General features: G+C 62.3%; 17 protein-coding genes. 11 read left to right on the forward strand and 6 right to left on the reverse strand.

All coding sequences use genetic code 11. From position 1 onward, the window contains the following. The first annotated feature begins 1 nt into the window (after position 1). The 5 genes from NLK60_RS12700 to NLK60_RS12720 all read left to right on the forward strand — a co-directional run bounded on the left by NLK60_RS12700 (position 2) and on the right by NLK60_RS12720 (position 5,640). Positions 2-1,681: a type II/IV secretion system ATPase subunit gene (locus NLK60_RS12700; protein ID WP_254808145.1), complete on the forward strand. Its 1,680-nt coding sequence runs from the start codon at positions 2-4 to the stop codon at positions 1,679-1,681. A 26-nt stretch (positions 1,682-1,707) separates the two neighbouring features. Beyond that, on the forward strand, positions 1,708-3,426 hold the full coding sequence (flaJ, locus tag NLK60_RS12705; RefSeq protein WP_254808146.1) for an archaellar assembly protein FlaJ: 1,719 nt from the start codon (positions 1,708-1,710) through the stop codon (positions 3,424-3,426). 91 nt (positions 3,427-3,517) lie between these two features. After that, entirely contained in the window at positions 3,518-3,886 is a 369-nt protein-coding gene (hisI, locus tag NLK60_RS12710) for a phosphoribosyl-AMP cyclohydrolase (RefSeq protein ID WP_254808147.1), read from the forward strand. A gap of 2 nt (positions 3,887-3,888) precedes the next feature. Beyond that, a complete protein-coding gene (locus tag NLK60_RS12715; RefSeq protein ID WP_254808148.1) occupies positions 3,889-5,070 on the forward strand; it encodes a DUF7118 family protein in 1,182 nt (393 codons plus the stop codon). A 171-nt stretch (positions 5,071-5,241) separates the two neighbouring features. Beyond that, positions 5,242-5,640 carry a universal stress protein gene (locus NLK60_RS12720; RefSeq protein ID WP_254808149.1) on the forward strand — a complete coding sequence of 133 codons (399 nt, stop codon included), beginning with the start codon at positions 5,242-5,244 and terminating at the stop codon, positions 5,638-5,640. 16 nt (positions 5,641-5,656) lie between these two features. Here the strand turns inward: NLK60_RS12720 and glmM are convergent, their stop codons facing one another. Together glmM and NLK60_RS12730 are read right to left on the reverse strand one after the other, a co-directional pair. Beyond that, positions 5,657-7,021, reverse strand: a complete 1,365-nt coding sequence (glmM, locus tag NLK60_RS12725) for a phosphoglucosamine mutase (protein ID WP_254808150.1) — start codon at positions 7,019-7,021, stop codon at positions 5,657-5,659. A 101-nt stretch (positions 7,022-7,122) separates the two neighbouring features. Beyond that, positions 7,123-7,323 carry a hypothetical protein gene (locus tag NLK60_RS12730; RefSeq protein ID WP_254808151.1) on the reverse strand — a complete coding sequence of 67 codons (201 nt, stop codon included), beginning with the start codon at positions 7,321-7,323 and terminating at the stop codon, positions 7,123-7,125. 195 nt (positions 7,324-7,518) lie between these two features. On the opposite strand from NLK60_RS12730, the gene NLK60_RS12735 reads away from it, so the two are divergent. Then, positions 7,519-8,451 (forward strand): HVO_0234 family beta-propeller protein, encoded by a 933-nt coding sequence (locus NLK60_RS12735; protein WP_254808152.1) that lies wholly within the window; start codon positions 7,519-7,521, stop codon positions 8,449-8,451. Positions 8,452-8,511: 60 nt separating this feature from the next. Here NLK60_RS12735 and NLK60_RS12740 read toward each other — a convergent pair whose 3' ends face one another. Both NLK60_RS12740 and NLK60_RS12745 read right to left on the reverse strand, forming a co-directional pair. Further along, positions 8,512-8,973: a hypothetical protein gene (locus NLK60_RS12740; RefSeq protein WP_254808153.1), complete on the reverse strand. Its 462-nt coding sequence runs from the start codon at positions 8,971-8,973 to the stop codon at positions 8,512-8,514. 104 nt (positions 8,974-9,077) lie between these two features. Continuing rightward, a complete protein-coding gene (locus tag NLK60_RS12745; protein WP_254808154.1) occupies positions 9,078-10,106 on the reverse strand; it encodes an LLM class flavin-dependent oxidoreductase in 1,029 nt (342 codons plus the stop codon). A 314-nt stretch (positions 10,107-10,420) separates the two neighbouring features. Between NLK60_RS12745 and NLK60_RS12750 the strand changes: the two genes are divergently transcribed. Further along, the gene (locus NLK60_RS12750; protein ID WP_254808155.1) at positions 10,421-10,909 is read left to right on the forward strand and encodes a hypothetical protein; all 489 of its coding nucleotides are present in this window, start codon (positions 10,421-10,423) and stop codon (positions 10,907-10,909) included. Between the two features lie 2 nt (positions 10,910-10,911). Here NLK60_RS12750 and NLK60_RS12755 read toward each other — a convergent pair whose 3' ends face one another. Next, a complete protein-coding gene (locus NLK60_RS12755) occupies positions 10,912-11,106 on the reverse strand; it encodes a hypothetical protein (protein WP_254808156.1) in 195 nt (64 codons plus the stop codon). 5 nt (positions 11,107-11,111) lie between these two features. Between NLK60_RS12755 and NLK60_RS12760 the strand changes: the two genes are divergently transcribed. The 3 genes from NLK60_RS12760 (at position 11,112) to NLK60_RS12770 (ending at position 14,282) form a co-directional block, all read left to right on the forward strand. Further along, positions 11,112-11,987 (forward strand): ribose-phosphate diphosphokinase, encoded by an 876-nt coding sequence (locus tag NLK60_RS12760; RefSeq protein ID WP_254808157.1) that lies wholly within the window; start codon positions 11,112-11,114, stop codon positions 11,985-11,987. Positions 11,988-12,160: 173 nt separating this feature from the next. Continuing rightward, positions 12,161-12,742 (forward strand): heme NO-binding domain-containing protein, encoded by a 582-nt coding sequence (locus tag NLK60_RS12765; protein ID WP_254808158.1) that lies wholly within the window; start codon positions 12,161-12,163, stop codon positions 12,740-12,742. A gap of 193 nt (positions 12,743-12,935) precedes the next feature. Then, on the forward strand, positions 12,936-14,282 hold the full coding sequence (locus tag NLK60_RS12770; protein WP_254808159.1) for a mechanosensitive ion channel family protein: 1,347 nt from the start codon (positions 12,936-12,938) through the stop codon (positions 14,280-14,282). Positions 14,283-14,421: 139 nt separating this feature from the next. Here the strand turns inward: NLK60_RS12770 and NLK60_RS12775 are convergent, their stop codons facing one another. Continuing rightward, positions 14,422-14,868, reverse strand: coding sequence for a hypothetical protein (locus NLK60_RS12775; RefSeq protein WP_254808160.1), 447 nt, complete (start codon positions 14,866-14,868; stop codon positions 14,422-14,424). 256 nt (positions 14,869-15,124) lie between these two features. On the opposite strand from NLK60_RS12775, the gene NLK60_RS12780 reads away from it, so the two are divergent. Then, on the forward strand, positions 15,125-16,222 hold the full coding sequence (locus NLK60_RS12780; protein ID WP_254808161.1) for an RAD55 family ATPase: 1,098 nt from the start codon (positions 15,125-15,127) through the stop codon (positions 16,220-16,222). Positions 16,223-16,311 lie beyond the last annotated feature (89 nt).

Consider the following 16,311-nt stretch of genomic DNA (forward strand, 5'->3'; position numbering starts at 1 on the left):
CATGGCGGATTTCAGCACGGCGCGACTGACGAACGAACTCGACGCCCTGGCGAGTGAACACCCACACCTGCGCGAGCACCTCGAGTGGTTCAACGAGGAGTACGGCGAGTATCCGTCGCTCATCGAGGAGCCATCCGGCGAGTGGGAATCGGACCGGCCGAACGTCCTCTATGAGGCTGAAGCGCCGATTTTCGTCCACGTTCACGGTGACGTCGGGATCGATACCACGTACTACTGCGTTGAGCCCACGCTCGAGGCAGCTGACAAAGCCCTGTACAACCGTATTCGCGGACTCATTTTGGACAAAAGCGTCACTCGGCCGGCCCCCACCGACAACGAGGAGTTCGAAGAACATCTCGACGAACTCCTGGGCGAGGTCGCCGAAGTCACGACGGGGCTAACGGGGCAATCGATTGGCAGACTGAAAGCGCTCGGTGGTGGCAAGGTGAGTCTGTCGCGCGAACAGTACGACAAACTCAGATACCAGCTGCAACGAGATATCGTCGGTCTCGGTCCCCTCGAGCCGGTGATGGTCGACACGGCAAACGAGGACATTCACGTCATCGGGCCCCACCAGTGTTACATCGACCACGGCACCTACGGAATGCTCCAGGCGACGGTCGATTTCGGTTCCTCGGAGGAGTTCGAACAGTGGCTCCGGAACATGGGTGAGCGGATGAATCACCCGGTATCCGACTCCGATCCGGTGATCGACGCCACGCTACCGGATGGCTCGCGTATCAACATCATTTACTCCGACGACGTCTCCGTACAGGGGCCGTCGCTCACGATCCGACAGGGGGAGGAAGTGCCGCTGACCATCCTCCAGATTACGAAGTGGGGGACGCTCTCGCCGGAGCTGTCGGCGTACCTCTGGCTTTGTATGGAGAACGAACAGACGGTGTTCGTCGTCGGCGAGACGGCCTCGGGGAAGACGACGACGCTCAACGCGATGCTATCGTTCATCCCGCGGGATGCCAAAATCTACACCGCAGAGGACACGGCGGAGGTCGTCCCGCCGCACAACACCTGGCAGCAGTTGTTGACGCGAGAGGGAACCGGCGACGACAACGCGGACGTGGATATGTTCGATCTGGTCGCGGCCGCGTTGCGTTCGCGGCCCGACTACATCATCGTGGGTGAGGTCCGTGGTGCGGAAGGACAGATGGCGTTTCAGGCCGCTCAGACGGGCCACCCCGTCATCCTGACGTTCCACGCGAGCGACATCGTGTCGATGATTCAGCGATTCACCGGAAACCCGATCAACGTCCCCGAGACGTTCATGGACAACTGCGATGTCGCGTTGTTCCAGAACCGGGTCAAACAGGGTGACGACATCTTACGTCGGGTGACGAGCGTCCAGGAAATCGAGGGCTACTCCGACTACGAAGGCGGTGTGGTCACCCGCGAGGCCTTTAGCTGGGATCCACGGGACGACGAGGTCGCCTTCACCGGGCGGAACAACTCCTACGTCCTCGAAGAACAGATTGCAACGCTACTGGGCTACCGAGATACCCGGGACATCTACAACGAACTGGACCGGCGCGCCGAGATCATCCGTCAGCTCATCGACGCCGACGTGCTCGGATACGCCGAGACCAACGATGCCATCTCGAGTTTCCAGCGCGATGGCGTCCAGGGACTCCCGATTCAGGTACGGGGCCTCGAGCAGTTCGCCTGAATCGATACCGACACACCACTACGAACATGTCCACGAATACCCAGGGGCCGGAAATCACGACGCGGTCGGCGCTCGCGTCGCTCAACACGGCCTACGAGTCGATGGAGATGCCCCTCGAGCGGTATCTTCTGCTCGTCATCGCGCCGGCGTTCGGCCTGTTCATCGGGGCGACGGTCATTCCGGTTATGCTCGGGATGTCGCTGCTGGTGATCGTGCCGTCGGTCCTGTTCGGGTTGTTGGCCATCGTGGTCGCAGTCATCTACCCGAAAATCGCACAGGACCGCAAACGAAAGCAGGTTCGCCAGCGCTTTCATCTGTTTTTGACACACATTACGATCCTCTCGATGACGAACGTCAACCGGGTCGAGGTGTTTCGTATCCTCGCCGAGGAAGACGAGTACGAAGCCATCGCCGAGGAGATGGGGCACCTGGTCGCACTCGTCGACACCTGGAATCTGAGCCTCGACGACGCCTGTCGCATTCGGGCGAAACAGAGCGGGAGTCCGTTGCTTTCGGATTTCCTCGAGCGACTGGCCTACACCGTCGGTGGTGGGCAGGAAATCAGCGACTTCCTGATGGACGAACAGGACACCATCATCCAGCAGTTCGTCACTCGGTACGAATCGGACCTGACCAAACTCGATCTGATGAAGGAGCTGTACCTGTCGATGATGCTCTCGGTCGCGTTCGTTCTCGTCTTCGCTATTGTACTGCCGATTCTGATCGGTACCAGTCCGACGTTGCTCATCGCCGGAACCATCGTCATGTTCGCGTTCGTACAGGTCGCGTTCGTCTATACGATGCACGTCATCTCGCCGTACGACCCGCTGTGGTACTTAGAGGAGACGGCCGGTGAGGGCCCGCTTGCAAAGATTCCGCGAGCGCTGGCGATCGGTTCGGTCGGGAGTCTGGTACTCGCTGCGGTCGTCCTCGTCGTGTTGCTCGGCTATACACCGATGGCCCCCGACCGCATCCCGCTACCGATTATGGCTGCGATTCCGGTGACGCCGCTGTTGGTGCCCGGCTGGCGGATGCGCCAGGAGGAAAACCGGGTTCGAAACCGCGACAGCGAGTTTCCCAGCTTTATTCGGGCACTCGGTGCCGTCGAAAGCGTCAAACAGGCATCGACGGGGAGCGTCCTCGAGAGTCTACGACACAAGGATTTCGGCTCGCTTACGAAAAACGTCGACTCGCTGTACAAGCGACTCAACATGCGAATCGACGACGTTCGATCCTGGCGGCTGTTTGCTGCCGAAACCGGTTCGTACCTGATTCAGAAGTTCGGCGATATGTACGTCGTCGGCCGGCAGATGGGTGGTGATCCGAAGCTGCTGGGGCAGGTCATCAGCAAAAACCAGAACCAGGTGCTGAAGGTTCGAGAAAAGCGCCAGCAGGCGACGACGACCCTCATCGGCGTGCTGTACGGGATCACGGCCTCGAGCGTCTTCGCTTTTTTCATCGGTCTCGAGGTCGTCGAGATCATGATGGACATCACCGCCGAGATGGATCTGGAACAAGAGATCGTGGGCGACCTTTTGAGCACCGAACAGTACAACCTCGCGATGATCGAGTACCTGTTGATCATGACGATTTTCATCAACGCGATGCTGTCGGCGATCATGATTCGGCTGACCGACCGCGGCCACCTCGTGAGCGGACTGGTTCATTTCGTGTTCATGACGTGGCTGGGTGCGATCGTCGCCGCGACGACGACGTACGTGGTCAATGCGGTCGTCTCGGTCTGATCGTCTGGAGTGTCGGTCACCGTCGCTATTTTCACAGCCGATCGTCGTCTCCTCCAAAAGACCCATAGCCCTCTCGGTCTTTCGTCCACGCATGACCGACGGTATCGACGTGGATTTCGGTGATGATGGCCTCGTTCCGGCCGTCGCACAGGACGCCGACTCGGGCGAGGTGTTGATGCTCGCGTACGTGTCGCCGGCGGCCCTCGAGGCGACGCTCGAGACCGGCGTCGCACATTACTACTCCAGAAGTCGGGACGAACTCTGGCAGAAAGGCAAGACGAGCGGTCACACCCAGTCGATTCAGGAGGTTCGCGTCGACTGTGACGCCGACACCCTGTTGTATCTCGTCGATCAGGAAGGCGGGGCCTGCCACACGGGTCACCGGTCGTGTTTCTATCGGACGGTCGACGGTGAAAACGTCGGCGAACAGGTGTTCGATCCGGAGGCCGTTTACGAGTAGTCATGGGTGACACTGGTCAGCCCTCGGGGGGTGGGGAAACGGTTGAGTCGGCGGCTGGCGACGGAACGGACCCGGCGAGGCGACTCGAGCACGCTCGCGACCGACTCGAGCGGGCGGAACGAGCCCTCGAGGAGGCTGGGGGTCGCGACCGGGTCGAAACCGGGGCTGACGCCTATCGGAACGCGATGAAACTCCTCGAGACGTACGTCGACCGTGCGTCGGGATCTGGCCGGGAGACGTTCAAGGCCTACGTCGAACTCGAGGGGAAGTTTTCGACGTTGATCGAGTCACTGCCCGAGGAGTTGCCACACCGAGAGGCGTTCGATGCATCGCTCGAGGCGATCGACAAACGCCGGCTCACCGAATCTGACTTCGAACGAGCCGAGCAGGCACTCGAGCCGGCGAGTGAGGCTGCCGACCTGCTCGAGGAGTACGAGGCCGCCCGCGAGGAGCAAAAAGCGGCGCTGACGGCCGCTCGGACGCGACTCGAGACGGTCGAAGCCGAAATCGAGGACCGAAAACGCTTGCTGGAACTCGGTGACGCCGACCTCGAGGCACCCGTCGAACGGCTCCAGGAGCCGATCGAGACCTACAACGAGGCACTTCGGGAGGCGTTCGAAACGTATCTCTCCGAGGCGTCCACTCGGACGGTGTTTACCTTACTCGAGCGGAGTCGCCATCACCCGTTCGTTCCTTTCGAACAACCGCCGGAGGAGCTTCGCGAGTACGTCGAGAGGACCGATGCCGGCGAGTACTCGATTCCAAAACTGCTCGAGTACGCCCAGTACTCCCGGTCGAAGCTGAGCCATTACGTCGACGACGCCGGCGAACTCAAACGTCGGATTGCAACCAGACAGACCTACCTCGAGCGACTGGATTCGACCCCGCTCGAACTCGAGTGGCCGCCCACCGAGGCCGGCGTCCTCCGACACGCGATCCGGGACAAACGCCCGCTGGTCGAGCGCGTCGGTGGGCAGGAACTTGTTGACCGACTGCTCGCAGTCCGAAAGTTAACGCTCGAGACCGACGTCGATTTCGACCGCCTGCAGACGGCGGCAACGGCCATCGAACAGCTCTCGGCTGACGAGCGAGAGCGTCTCGCCGATGGCCGCGTCGAGACCGAACTCGAAGACCTGCGTGCCGAACGTGAACGTCTCGAGACGGTACTGTCAGCTGATTCGTGAACCTCGAGACAGTGCTGTCGGCTAATTCGTGAACGTCTCGAGACGGTACTGTCAGCTGATTCGTGAATTGACGTTCCGAGTCGGGTTCTCCATCTGCGACATCCGCCACATCGGGCTCGCGGTCAGACCGATGGCGGCACTTCTTTTGCCGCGTGCCCCCTATCATCGCTCATGACCCGCCAGTTGCTCGTCGCCATGGACGACTCGCCGCCCGCTCGAGCCGCGCTCGACCACGCGCTCGAGACGTTTCCCGAGGCCGACATCACCGTGTTGAACGTCGTCGACAGTCTCGAGGCGGCGTATGCTGGGACGGCGGTCGACGAAGAGCCGCCCGAACCGGAGTTTTTCGAGGACATCGGGACGGAGACGGCCAAGCACGCGGGCCAACTCGAAGCACTCGTTATCGAGGGAAAGCCCGCGGAGACGGTCGTCTCCTACGCGGAAGAAAACGAATTCGACGGGATCATCATCGGGAGCAAAGGTCGTTCCGGTGTTTCACGGATGATTCTCGGTAGCGTGGCGGAAGCGGTCGCCCGTGAGGCGACGATGCCGGTGACGATCGTTTCCTAGTTTCCCTTCTGATCGTCTATACGCTCGTTTTCGCCGTCTCGAGTGCCTCGTACATCTCGTGAACGAGTGCGTTCGCTCGGGTCTCGTCCCGGGCTTCGGCGTAAATGCGGACCAGCGGTTCGGTACCCGAGGGTCGTGCGAGCACCCAGGCATCGCCGTAATCGAGGCGGTAGCCGTCGCGGGTGTTGAGTTCGGCGTCGGCGGCCTGGGCCTGGTTGGCCGCGGCATCGAGCATCGCATCACGCTCGGCCGTCGACTCGTACTCGATGTTTCGGCGCACGTTCGCGTAGCCGTCGTAGGGGGCGACGATATCGCTGACGGGTCGGTCGGCGACCAACTCGAGGAAGCGGGCGGCCGTGTAGGCACCGTCTCGAGCCAGGCGGAACGACGGGAAGAAGATACCGCCGTTGCCCTCGCCCGCGATGGGGACGTGTCTCTCGTTGGCCTGCAGTTCCTCGATGCGGGTGATGATGTTGGTCGAGCCGATTGGAGTCAACTCGAGGTCTGCTCCGACGTCGGTGGCGACATCGACCAGTCGCTGGGAAACGTTGACCGCAGAGACCGTGACGTCGCCGGCCTCGAGTTCGGCTTCGGCCAGTGCGGCGAAGGTAGCGTCACCCTCGATGTAGGTGCCGTTCTCGTCGAAAAAGATGGCCCGATCGGCGTCCCCGTCGTGGGCGATGCCGATATCGGCGTCGGTCGTCTCGACGAGGCGGCCAAGGTCGGTGAGATTGTCGCTGACGGGTTCGGGGTCTCGACCCGGGAAGTGGCCGTCAGCCTGACCGTTGACGGTGATGACGCGACAGCCGAGTTCGCGGAAGAACTCCGGGCTGGTGAGCGAGCCAGCGCCGTGGCCGGGGTCAAGTGCGACGGTCAACTCGGCGTCGGCAATCCGTTCGCGGTCGACGTGAGCGAGGAGTTCAGCGACGAAATCGTCGCGGACACCGTCGACGGTGCGCACGCGGCCGGTTTCGTGCCACGGGGCGACGGTAAACGTCTCGCCGAGCAGCGTCTGCTCGATCTCCTCGAGGTCGGTGACCGCGAGTTCGACGCCGTCAGCGCCGACGAGCTTGACGCCGTTGTACTGTGGCGGGTTGTGCGAGGCCGTGATGACGATGGTCGGGACACCCTCTCGCTCGGCGTAAAACTGTGCGCCAGGCGTGGGAACGATACCCAGGCGATCGATATCGGTGCCTGTGCTCGCCAGGCCGCTGGCGGCCGCATCGGCGAGCATCCGGCCCGTGTGACGGGTGTCTCTGGCGAGGGCGACGCGGTCGGCCCCCCAGGCGGTCCCGGCGGCTTTGGCGACGCGCAGGACGAACGACGGTGTCAGTTCTTCGTTTGCAACCCCACGCGTCCCACTCGAACCGAACACTTTCATTGGTGGATACTCCGTCGGGCGGCCTCAAAGTGGTTCCGAACGTATTGTGCAGTTTGGCCTCACTCGAGGCGATCAGCGGTACGTGACGACAACTACCGCTGTCAGAACGTGAACGTGACTGCCACTGGATGGCCGTTCGGACAGGTGATCGTCCGGCGTTTTTCTCGGCCGCCGGAATCGGTCTGTTCGGCCAGCGAACCATCGATATTTTCGGCGACGGTTTGGACCGTCGCTTCGAACGGAACACCGATGGCGAGTCCCTGGTCACACACGGGGCAGGCGACGTTCGGCCACTCTCTCATCGAATCGCGGTTAGGAGGGGGTGTGTTTCCATGTTGTGGACGGGGAAGGTTGTGCCGCTTTCACTGACAGACTACACGGGGATGTTTCCGTGATGAGCGTCCCTTTCGAGGCAGTCTGTGAACCGTCCCTCGAGTGGACGCCGAGGGCCTCGAGGGAGAGACAGGGTTTTGACCGACCGGACTCGAGACCTCGATATGCTCTCGATCGACGAAAAGCGCGTCTACGGCGACCGAAAGGGGGCGATCACCGTCTACGTCGCCAGCGAGGTTGGAGTGCTCGAGGTCGCCGTCTCCGGCGATACCGTCGGGGAGTTCGGCCTGTGCCAGCGGTGTGTCGCCCGCGACGTCGCTAGCGAGTCCGGGACGGTCGTGGTCGGAACCGATGACGACGTGCTGGTCGCGACTCGAAACTCAGGCGATGATCCGGATACAGAGGACGGAATCGGCGCGTTCGAACCCACGGGTCACGGCGAAGCAGTCGCCGTGGGAATCGACGATGGAACCGTGCTCGCGGCCGGCCCTGACGGCACGGTTTCGCGACTGTCGCTCGAGAATCCGTCTGCGGAGACAGACGCTGCGGATGGGTCCGACTCCGTTTCGATGGTGAGCGAGTGGCACCCCCTCGCACACGACGCTGACCGTCCGACGCCGTCGACCGTCAACGCCATCGACGGCCCGCTCGTTGGGACCGAACGGGGCGTTTACCGTCGAGTGGGCGACCGACTCACCTACGCGGGCCTCGAGGCCGTTCGGGACGTGTCGGCGGCGGTGACGCCGCTGGCGGCGACGGCCGACGGCCTCTACGTACTCGGCAACGGCTGGATGCGCTGTCTCGAAGGGGAGTGTACGGTCGTCAGCGCTGCCCACACTCGAGCGCACGCCGTCGGCGAAGACGCCCTCTACGGCTGTCGATTCGAGGACGGTCGACCGACGGCCACGGACTGGTCGCTCGTGACCGACGAACCCGTTCCGGGCGTCTCGAGCGACTCGATTCGAGATATCGGGTACGGTGAGGGGACGTATGCGGTGACCGAAGACGGCACCGTGCTCGTCGGGACAGACTCGGGGTGGCGCTCACAGGCTCTCGGCGTACCCGGCGTCTCGAGTCTGGCGGTCGTCTGGGGATAACCGGGCCGAACTGGCGGTCACTCTGGGGGTTTGAGAGACGGCTACGGTAGACACAGCTGGCTATTCCGTCTTTTTTGTCGCTGTTTGACTGAAGGGGTGTTCAGCCTCGATTCGAACCGGAACTCCCTCGTCGAACTCGACGACGAAGCGGTAGCTGTCTGCAGCGAGGTCGTCACCACAGATGTCGTCCTCGTCCGGTTCCTCTCGTCCAGTTCCGACCTCGAGTGACAGTTCGGCGTGTTCGCGGTCGTACGACGGCGGGCGGTCAGTGAGGTAGCCACAGGAAGACGAGCCATACTCACCGACGCCTTCGACCGTGACCATCGCGGCCTCGTCGTCGGTCTCGATTTTCGGGTCGTCACCTACCGACGCCTCGGTCTCGACACCGGTTTCGAAGTCGGTCGCGACGATTTCGCTCGGACGGACCGTGTCCTCTCCACCCAGCCGATCGACAGAGCCGAGACAGCCAGCGATGCCGGCCACACCTACCAGCCCACTGGCGAGCAGTCTTCGCCGCTTCATGTCCGATACTCTGTACGTTTTTGTAAAAACTTTGTGTGCACTCCGGAGATGTAACCCGTTTTCGCGATTCGTCTTTCAATCGCTTCGAGTGGTGCGCCTTGCCTTCACCGCGGCGTCAACCCCACCGCGTCGGCCAACAACTCGTGTGAGCGCAGGCCGTGTTCGTGCTCTCCGACGGCGTGTTGGATCATCACTTCGTCGACGCCCACGCGGTCGGCCAGTTGCTCGAGCAGGCCTGAGAGCGTCTCCGGACTCCCCGAAATCGCCCGTGGCCACGCTTCGTCGTCCAGCCTCTCGGGCGTCGGCTCCGGAACGCCGCCGAGTTCGTCGATGGCCTCCTCCACGGTGGGTCTCGACCCGACCTCGCCACGCTGGAGTCGCTGGAACGTCGCTTCCGCCACCGCCCGCCTGCGTGCGGCTTTCTGGTCCGTTTCGGCACAGAGCGCATTGACGGCGACCATTCCCTGGGGTTCCTCGAGGCCGCCGGGGAGTGACGACGCCGTGAACGTTTCGCGGTACCGTTCGAACGAGTGGGTGGCGAACTGCGGCCGGATAAACGCCGCAAAACAGTAGCGAAGCCCGAGCTTGCCAGCGATTTCGGCGCTCGAGGGGCTCGAGCCGAGCACCCACGGGACTGGCGGGTCGTCGCCCGAGCGGGGAACCTCGAGGTCGGCGTAGGCGTGGCCCTCTGGATAGGTACCATAGAGGTGGTTCACCACGGCTTCGATCTTCTCGGCGTGGTCGCGGTCGGGGTTCTGGATGTGCCGGGGCGTCTCGAGGGCACGGTCGGCGGCAGGGGAGCCGTTCGCTCGTCCCAGACCGGCGTCGATGCGGCCGGGTGCGAGGCCGTCGAGTGCGCCGAAGAGTTCGGCGACCTTGAACGGACTGTAGTGGTTGAGCAACACGGCCCCGGAACCGAGTCGAATCGTCTCGGTTTCGGCGGCGAGATGGCCGAGCAGGACCTCCGGTGTCGTTCCCGCGAGTCTGTTTCCCATCCCGTGATGTTCTGCTACCCAGAAACGAGTATAGCCGAGGGCTTCGGCTTGTCGGGCGCTCTCGACGGTGTTCGCGTACGCGTCGGTCGCTGTCCCGTTCTCGGGCACCGGTGAGAGGTCGACGGCGGAGAGTTGCATACTGGCGTTCGGGTAGACGGGGAAATAACGGTTGGCCTCGAGGCCGTGCCATCGGGTTTCTCGCCTCGAGATAGATTGATATTGAAACAAAACTAAATCGCTATAACCATACTACTTGATTGTATATTACTAATAAGTTGGTAGTTTCACAAAAGTATAGTGGCTGGCGCCGTCCCTCGAGTGTGGCCCGAGTCCGACCCTCTCCACCCGGAGTGATAACTGCGGTCGAGTCTGGTCTCGAGCGGTCCCGATTCGGACGTGTCTGACGGGCGTCTGACGGGGAGTTATCTATCGTGGCTTCCATTCGCCCGATTATGACGGATATCACGCGCCGACAGGCCCTCGCGGCAACGGGGCTGACTGGTGCAGTGGCACTGGCGGGGTGTGCTGGGGCGACCGACGACGATGGTGGTTCGTCGGAATCGAATCCCGAGGGGACGATTCTCGGCGAGATCACGGTCGAAAACCTCGCGGATACGGACCACACGGTGGACGTGCTCGTCGAGTTCGACGGCGAAATCGAACACTGGTCGACCCACGAGTTCGACGAGACGAGCGAAGGCGTCACTCTCGAGGGTGACTGGCCAGACGACCACGGTTCGTTCCGCGTGACCGCACGCCTCGACGAAGGCGAGTTCACGAACGTGACGCCGGGTGGATTGAGCAACCCCTCGTGTGTGAACCTCTTTATTCTCGTTCAGCGGGAAGGGTCGATTCGAATCGCCGGCGTCACCGACGGTGGCCCATGTGGCTCGGGTGATGCCGCTCTCGAGGATGCTGAAGACGCTGATACGAACGACTGACCTCACTCGAGCGATTTCCGTTCGCCGGTTGGTGGCAGGCTGGGCCGTCGAACGGTTGAAAGCCATTTCTCGCCTGTTCGTCGAATGGCCGGTGTGACACGTTTGACAGCGTGAGCCGGTGGTCTCGAAGCCGTCCAGTGGGTTATCGACTCCTCGAGTACGAACGAAAACGGGTTGTACCCGGGGGACGCTTGCATCGAATATGACCACCATCGTGAGCGCTTCGGCATCCCAGGCACTGGCCGGTGCGCTCGCTCGTGAACTCGAGGCACCGCTCGCTGGCGTCGACTACGACCGGTTTCCGGATGGCGAACTGTTCGTCTCGCTCACCGATCCGGAGGTCGTTCGCGACGAACGGGTTGTTCTCGTCGGTTCGACAGCCTCGAGCGATGCCCATATCGAACTGTTGTTGCTCCAGGACGCCCTTCGCGAGGCCGGTGCCGAGCACGTCGTAACCGTCATCCCGTACATGGGATACGGCCGTCAGGACAAGGCTTTCGAGGCGGGCCAGCCGGTTTCCGCTCGAGCGGTTGCCCGGGCGATTTCGACGGGGACCGACGACGTCGTGGTCGTCAATCCCCACGAGGACGCAGTCTGTGACTTTTTCGAGCCACGGGCGACGCCGGTCGATGCTGCCGGCGTCCTCGCGGGGGCGTTGCCGGCCGACCTCACCGACCCGGTCTTTCTCTCGCCGGATTCGGGAGCCATCGAACTCGCCGAGACGGTCCGAAGCGCCTACGGCGACGGTGAAACCGACTACTTCCAGAAGATTCGACGGTCGGGGACTGACGTCGAGATTACGCCGAGTGACGTCGAAGTGGCCGGCCGGGACGTCGTCGTCACCGACGACATTATCGCCACCGGTGGGACGATGAGCGAGGCGGTTTCGGTCTTGCACGAACGGGAGGTCGGCCGCGTTTTCGTCACCTGTGTCCATCCGCTGTTGGTTCGGAGCGCGCATAGTCGACTCTCGCGTGCTGGCGTCGAAGCCATCTACGGGACGGACACGCTCGAGCGCCCCGTGAGCCGGGTTTCGGTCGCACCCGCCCTCGCGGACGTGCTTGGAACTGGTCAGTGACTCGAGGATGAATCTGCGCTCGAGGCCGAAACTCACCGGTGACTCGAGGATGAATCTGCGCTCGAGGGCCATGCCCCTTCGACCGCTTTCGTTCACCTTGATTGATAGGTTAACACAACAGTCGACACGCCCGAGAACCATCGATACTCTCTATAGCGACCCGGCCAAAGGCGATGACGTACCCCGAGCCACGCAACTGCACCCCCCAGATGCACGGACTCATCTTCCAGACGTGCAAAACGTACGTCATCGAGCGGACTGACGAAGCGAGTTGGGCGAAAGTGCTCGAGCACGCGGGCATCGAGCCTCGTCTGTACCTGCCGGTCTCGCACTATCCCGAGGACGAACTGGTCGCTATCCTCGAGTCCGTCGCGGCCCTTTCCGGACACGACCGTATGGCGGTCGAACGCGATTTCGGACGAACGCTCGCACCCGAACTCTTACAGACGTTTCGAGCCCACTGGCGCGACGATTGGGAACTGGTCCATCTCCTCGAGAATCTCGAGGGAATCGCCGAAGAACTGCGGACGAAGACCGCCGAGAACGACCCGCCACTGGTGACGTGCACGAGGACTGACACCGGATTACAGGTGACCTACCGCTCACACCGCGACCATCCGGCCCTCGCTCACGGCGTTCTCGAGGGTGTTGCGGCCGTGTTCGACGATGACCGGCGCGTCCGCCGACTCGAGACGACTCGTGACGCTGGCGAGACGCGATGTGTGTTCGTTCTCGAAGAGTCGACTGAGTCCTGATTGGGCCCCTAGTAGCCAGTGACAGTCAGTGCACACGTATCGCAAGACGGCATCGTGATTGGTGTGTACATCGTTTCAATGGCTACTCTAGTCACGCTCACGTACTGGTGGGTGTCACGTTCAGCAATTCGTGAACGAACCAGAGCTGAAGAGTTATAATCACCCGTTGATTACGGCTAATCCGTGTTTACCGATGAGCGTTGAGACACTCCTGGCGACGCTAGCTACCCTCACGGCCGTCGCTACCCTCGAAGGAGTCGCTTTCCTCGTCAACAGTCTCTCGCTCACTTCCTTCACCCCACTCGAGACTATCGCGTTTCTCGAGGGGCTGTTCGGCGCCGAAAGTGGCATGATTCGCTCGAGCATCGATGACCTGCTCGAGGTCATGGAGACCGACCGCTTGCTCTGGGTGCCGTTGATTCTCGCCGGCGCGTTCGTCCTCGCTCGGGCCGTAACCTGGTGGAGTCAGCGACAGGTCGCGGCGTCCGAACGGCTCGAGACGAGTTCGTTCTCCCGGGCCGTCATGGCCGAAATTTATGCCCCGTTGTCGCTCTCGATCGGGCTCGCCGGTATCTACGTTAGCGTCGAACTGGTCCAGTTGAGCGAGGCCTATCCCGTCGTCTCGAAGATCCTCGCGACGGTTTTCGTGCTGGTGTGGGCCCGGGCTGCCGTCCGAATCGGGGCTCGCTGGATCGAGTACCTCAACCAGACCGGTGTCGAGTACGAGTTCGCGCCGATGTTCAAAAACCTCTGGACTATCGGCGTCGTCGTCGGCAGCCTCCTCGTGTTGCTCTCGATCTGGGAACTCGAGTTGACGCCGTTTCTGGCCTCGGCGGGCGTCCTCGGGATCATCATCGGCTTTGCGGCACAGGACGCAATCAGCAACTTGATCGGCGGGGTCGCATTGTACTTCGACAACACCTACAAAATCGGGGACGTCATCCACGTCGACGGCGATATGCGCGGGACGGTGACGGACGTGGGGATTCGGTCGACGACCGTGCTCACGCCGGACAACGTGCTGGTGACGGTCCCCAACTCGGTGTTGAACTCGACCCAGGTCGTCAACGAGACCTCGCCACAGCGTCATATCCGCCTCCGGATTCCGCTCTCGGCCGCCTACGGCTCCGATTACGCCGAGGTCGAACGACTCGTGCTCGAGGCCTGTGAAGACGCACCCCTGATTCGGGAAAAACCGCGTCCTCGAGTGTTGTTCGACCAGTTCGGCGACTCTGCGCTGCTGTTCGAACTTCAGGCGTTTATCTCTCACCCGTTGACGAAAAAGCGGGCCATCGACCAGGTCAACCGCCGGGTGTACGACGCGTTCGACGAGGCCGGGATCAAAATCCCGTTCCCACAGCGCGAACTCTCGTATCTGGACGACCAGGACGACGCCGAACATCACTTCGACGAACGGACCGGCCTGGAGGCTGATTCGGAGCCGGTGGGGCCCGACTCGCTCGAGCAAGCGACCACGGAGTCTGATTCCCTCGAGCGGGATGTGTCCGAGCGGGACTCGAGCAGTGACGGGGATCGGTGACTCCCGTCTGGGTGGATAACTACAACAATATTTTACGAATTTCCCTCTGTAATATCGACTCGAGTCGCTCGAGACCGACAGGTATCCTTCGTAATGAATCGGAGATATGCACTGGCGTTCAGCGCTACGGCCTGCTTTCTCAGGGCTCGAGTCGGAACCGGACTGTCTTCGCGCCGTCGAATCGCGGGCCGAAGCCCTTCTCGCCGAAGCCGAGTGACGCGGCGGCGTCCTCGACGGCCTGGTGCCCGATCGGCACGAGCACTTCGACGGCCATGTTCTCACACTCGGCGAATCTGACGGGTTCGGCGAGCAGGCGCTCACAGGCCTCCTGTGTGCCATCGATCTGTGTCACGTGCACCGTCTCGCCCTGAGCGTCGAAGCTAACGAACCCCAGCAGGTCTTCGGGATTGGACTCGCCGTACTGTGAGTGCTCCGAACTCGAGACGTCCGCGTTGGGGTCGTGCGTCCCGTCCTCGGCAACCCTGACCGTTCGGTCGTGGACGAGATTTCGCATCACGTCCGTCGGCGAGTCCGCAATCGACGCAAGTGCGTCGGCGTCGGCCTCGAGTGCGTCCCGTACGTTCATTAGTGAGAGGTAATGACACGCACGAACATAAATCCGACCGACGACTCCCGCTCGACAGTACTCTCTCAGGTGTCGACAGAGAGCGAGGCCGTAACCGCTATCGGTTCGATCCCCACGGAGTGTAGTGGGTTTCGTAGCCAGTGAACGTCAGTGCACACCCTATTGGAAGACGCCATCGCGATAGGTGTGTACATCGTTTCACTGGCCACTATAGCTGGGCAACACGTTCATGTGGGTTGCCCACACCTGTCACTGTATGACGCCTGACACCGAGACAGAACGCCCTCGCTGTGGGTTCTGTCGCCAGCCCTGTCCGCTCGAGCGCGTCGACGACGTCGAGTGTGTCGAAGCCGCAGCCGAAGGCGAGACGGACGGCGACCCGTTCTGTTCGAAAGCGTGTCGCACGGCATACGAGGAGGCGGGGGAGGGAATAGCTGAGGCCAACGGGCACCGCAAACTCACGCCGGGTGTGGCCGGGCTGGACGCGTCCCTCCCGCAGGGATTTCCGCGAAACTCCTTCGTCTTGCTCGTCGGCAATTCGGGAACGCGCGAGGAAGCGATTCAGGCCGAACTGGTCTGGCGCGCGCTCCAGCGGGGTGAACCGGCGGTGCTCGTCGCGTTCACCGAGCCACCGACGTCGCTGATCACGAACTTCCTCGCGATGGAGTGGAACGTTCTGCCGTATCTCGAGAGGGGTCAGTTACGGATCGTCGACTGTTTCACCTCGCGGATGGACAACCCCGAGCGCCTCTACGACCGGATGACGGCGTGGAACACCCATCTACGACAGATCGTCGAACCGCGGACGACCACCGTCCGGGACCCGAGCGACGGGAACGCCGTCCAGAACGCCCTGGACAACTGTCTCGAGGCCATCGAGATGGTCGAGACCGGCCTCGTGGTCGTCGACTCTATCGCGGAGTTCGGCTCGCTCGTCCAGCCCGTACAGGCCTACGACTTCGTCAAGGACGTGCGAGCGGAGGTGTGCAAAGGCCGGTACGTGCCGATCATCGCGGGTGCGACGGTCGCCGGGGAGCGCGATACGTTCCCGCGGGACCTCGATTACGTCGTCGACGGGGTCGTCGACCTGGCCCTCGACGGATCGGTGCTCGAGGACACGCTCTTTCGTCGGCTTCGTGTTCGCAAACTGCGGGGCGTGCTCGCCATTTCGGAGTGGCACACCTACGAATACACGAGTGGGCTCGGGATGGTCACGTTCGATCCGCGGGCGGAACTCGAGGCCAGCGCCGCCGAAGCGGACTCGGCTCCGGACGATGGTGTCTCTGGATCGGCAACGGGCGAGGATGTCCCCGGTCCAGGGGCCCATAAAGTCGATGACGGCGGGAATGGGTAATAATCCGATGGAGGGACACAGTTATTTGCCCGCTCTGGTAACGGAGTGGCACATGAGAAACGCCATTTACAGCCACGAACTCTCACCGG

The organism is Natronosalvus amylolyticus (genome assembly GCF_024298845.1).
GTDB lineage: Archaea > Halobacteriota > Halobacteria > Halobacteriales > Natrialbaceae > Natronosalvus > Natronosalvus amylolyticus.

Bases quoted from the DNA above. Each gene is read 5' to 3' on its own strand.
- NLK60_RS12700 (WP_254808145.1), top strand. From the start codon at position 2: ATGGCGGATTTCAGCACGGCGCGACTGACGAACGAACTCGACGCCCTG.
- flaJ (WP_254808146.1), top strand. From the start codon at position 1,708: ATGTCCACGAATACCCAGGGGCCGGAAATCACGACGCGGTCGGCGCTC.
- hisI (WP_254808147.1), top strand. From the start codon at position 3,518: ATGACCGACGGTATCGACGTGGATTTCGGTGATGATGGCCTCGTTCCG.
- NLK60_RS12715 (WP_254808148.1), top strand. From the start codon at position 3,889: ATGGGTGACACTGGTCAGCCCTCGGGGGGTGGGGAAACGGTTGAGTCG.
- NLK60_RS12720 (WP_254808149.1), top strand. From the start codon at position 5,242: ATGACCCGCCAGTTGCTCGTCGCCATGGACGACTCGCCGCCCGCTCGA.
- glmM (WP_254808150.1), bottom strand. From the start codon at position 7,021: ATGAAAGTGTTCGGTTCGAGTGGGACGCGTGGGGTTGCAAACGAAGAA.
- NLK60_RS12730 (WP_254808151.1), bottom strand. From the start codon at position 7,323: ATGAGAGAGTGGCCGAACGTCGCCTGCCCCGTGTGTGACCAGGGACTC.
- NLK60_RS12735 (WP_254808152.1), top strand. From the start codon at position 7,519: ATGCTCTCGATCGACGAAAAGCGCGTCTACGGCGACCGAAAGGGGGCG.
- NLK60_RS12740 (WP_254808153.1), bottom strand. From the start codon at position 8,973: ATGAAGCGGCGAAGACTGCTCGCCAGTGGGCTGGTAGGTGTGGCCGGC.
- NLK60_RS12745 (WP_254808154.1), bottom strand. From the start codon at position 10,106: ATGCAACTCTCCGCCGTCGACCTCTCACCGGTGCCCGAGAACGGGACA.
- NLK60_RS12750 (WP_254808155.1), top strand. From the start codon at position 10,421: ATGACGGATATCACGCGCCGACAGGCCCTCGCGGCAACGGGGCTGACT.
- NLK60_RS12755 (WP_254808156.1), bottom strand. From the start codon at position 11,106: ATGCAAGCGTCCCCCGGGTACAACCCGTTTTCGTTCGTACTCGAGGAG.
- NLK60_RS12760 (WP_254808157.1), top strand. From the start codon at position 11,112: ATGACCACCATCGTGAGCGCTTCGGCATCCCAGGCACTGGCCGGTGCG.
- NLK60_RS12765 (WP_254808158.1), top strand. From the start codon at position 12,161: ATGACGTACCCCGAGCCACGCAACTGCACCCCCCAGATGCACGGACTC.
- NLK60_RS12770 (WP_254808159.1), top strand. From the start codon at position 12,936: ATGAGCGTTGAGACACTCCTGGCGACGCTAGCTACCCTCACGGCCGTC.
- NLK60_RS12775 (WP_254808160.1), bottom strand. From the start codon at position 14,868: ATGAACGTACGGGACGCACTCGAGGCCGACGCCGACGCACTTGCGTCG.
- NLK60_RS12780 (WP_254808161.1), top strand. From the start codon at position 15,125: ATGACGCCTGACACCGAGACAGAACGCCCTCGCTGTGGGTTCTGTCGC.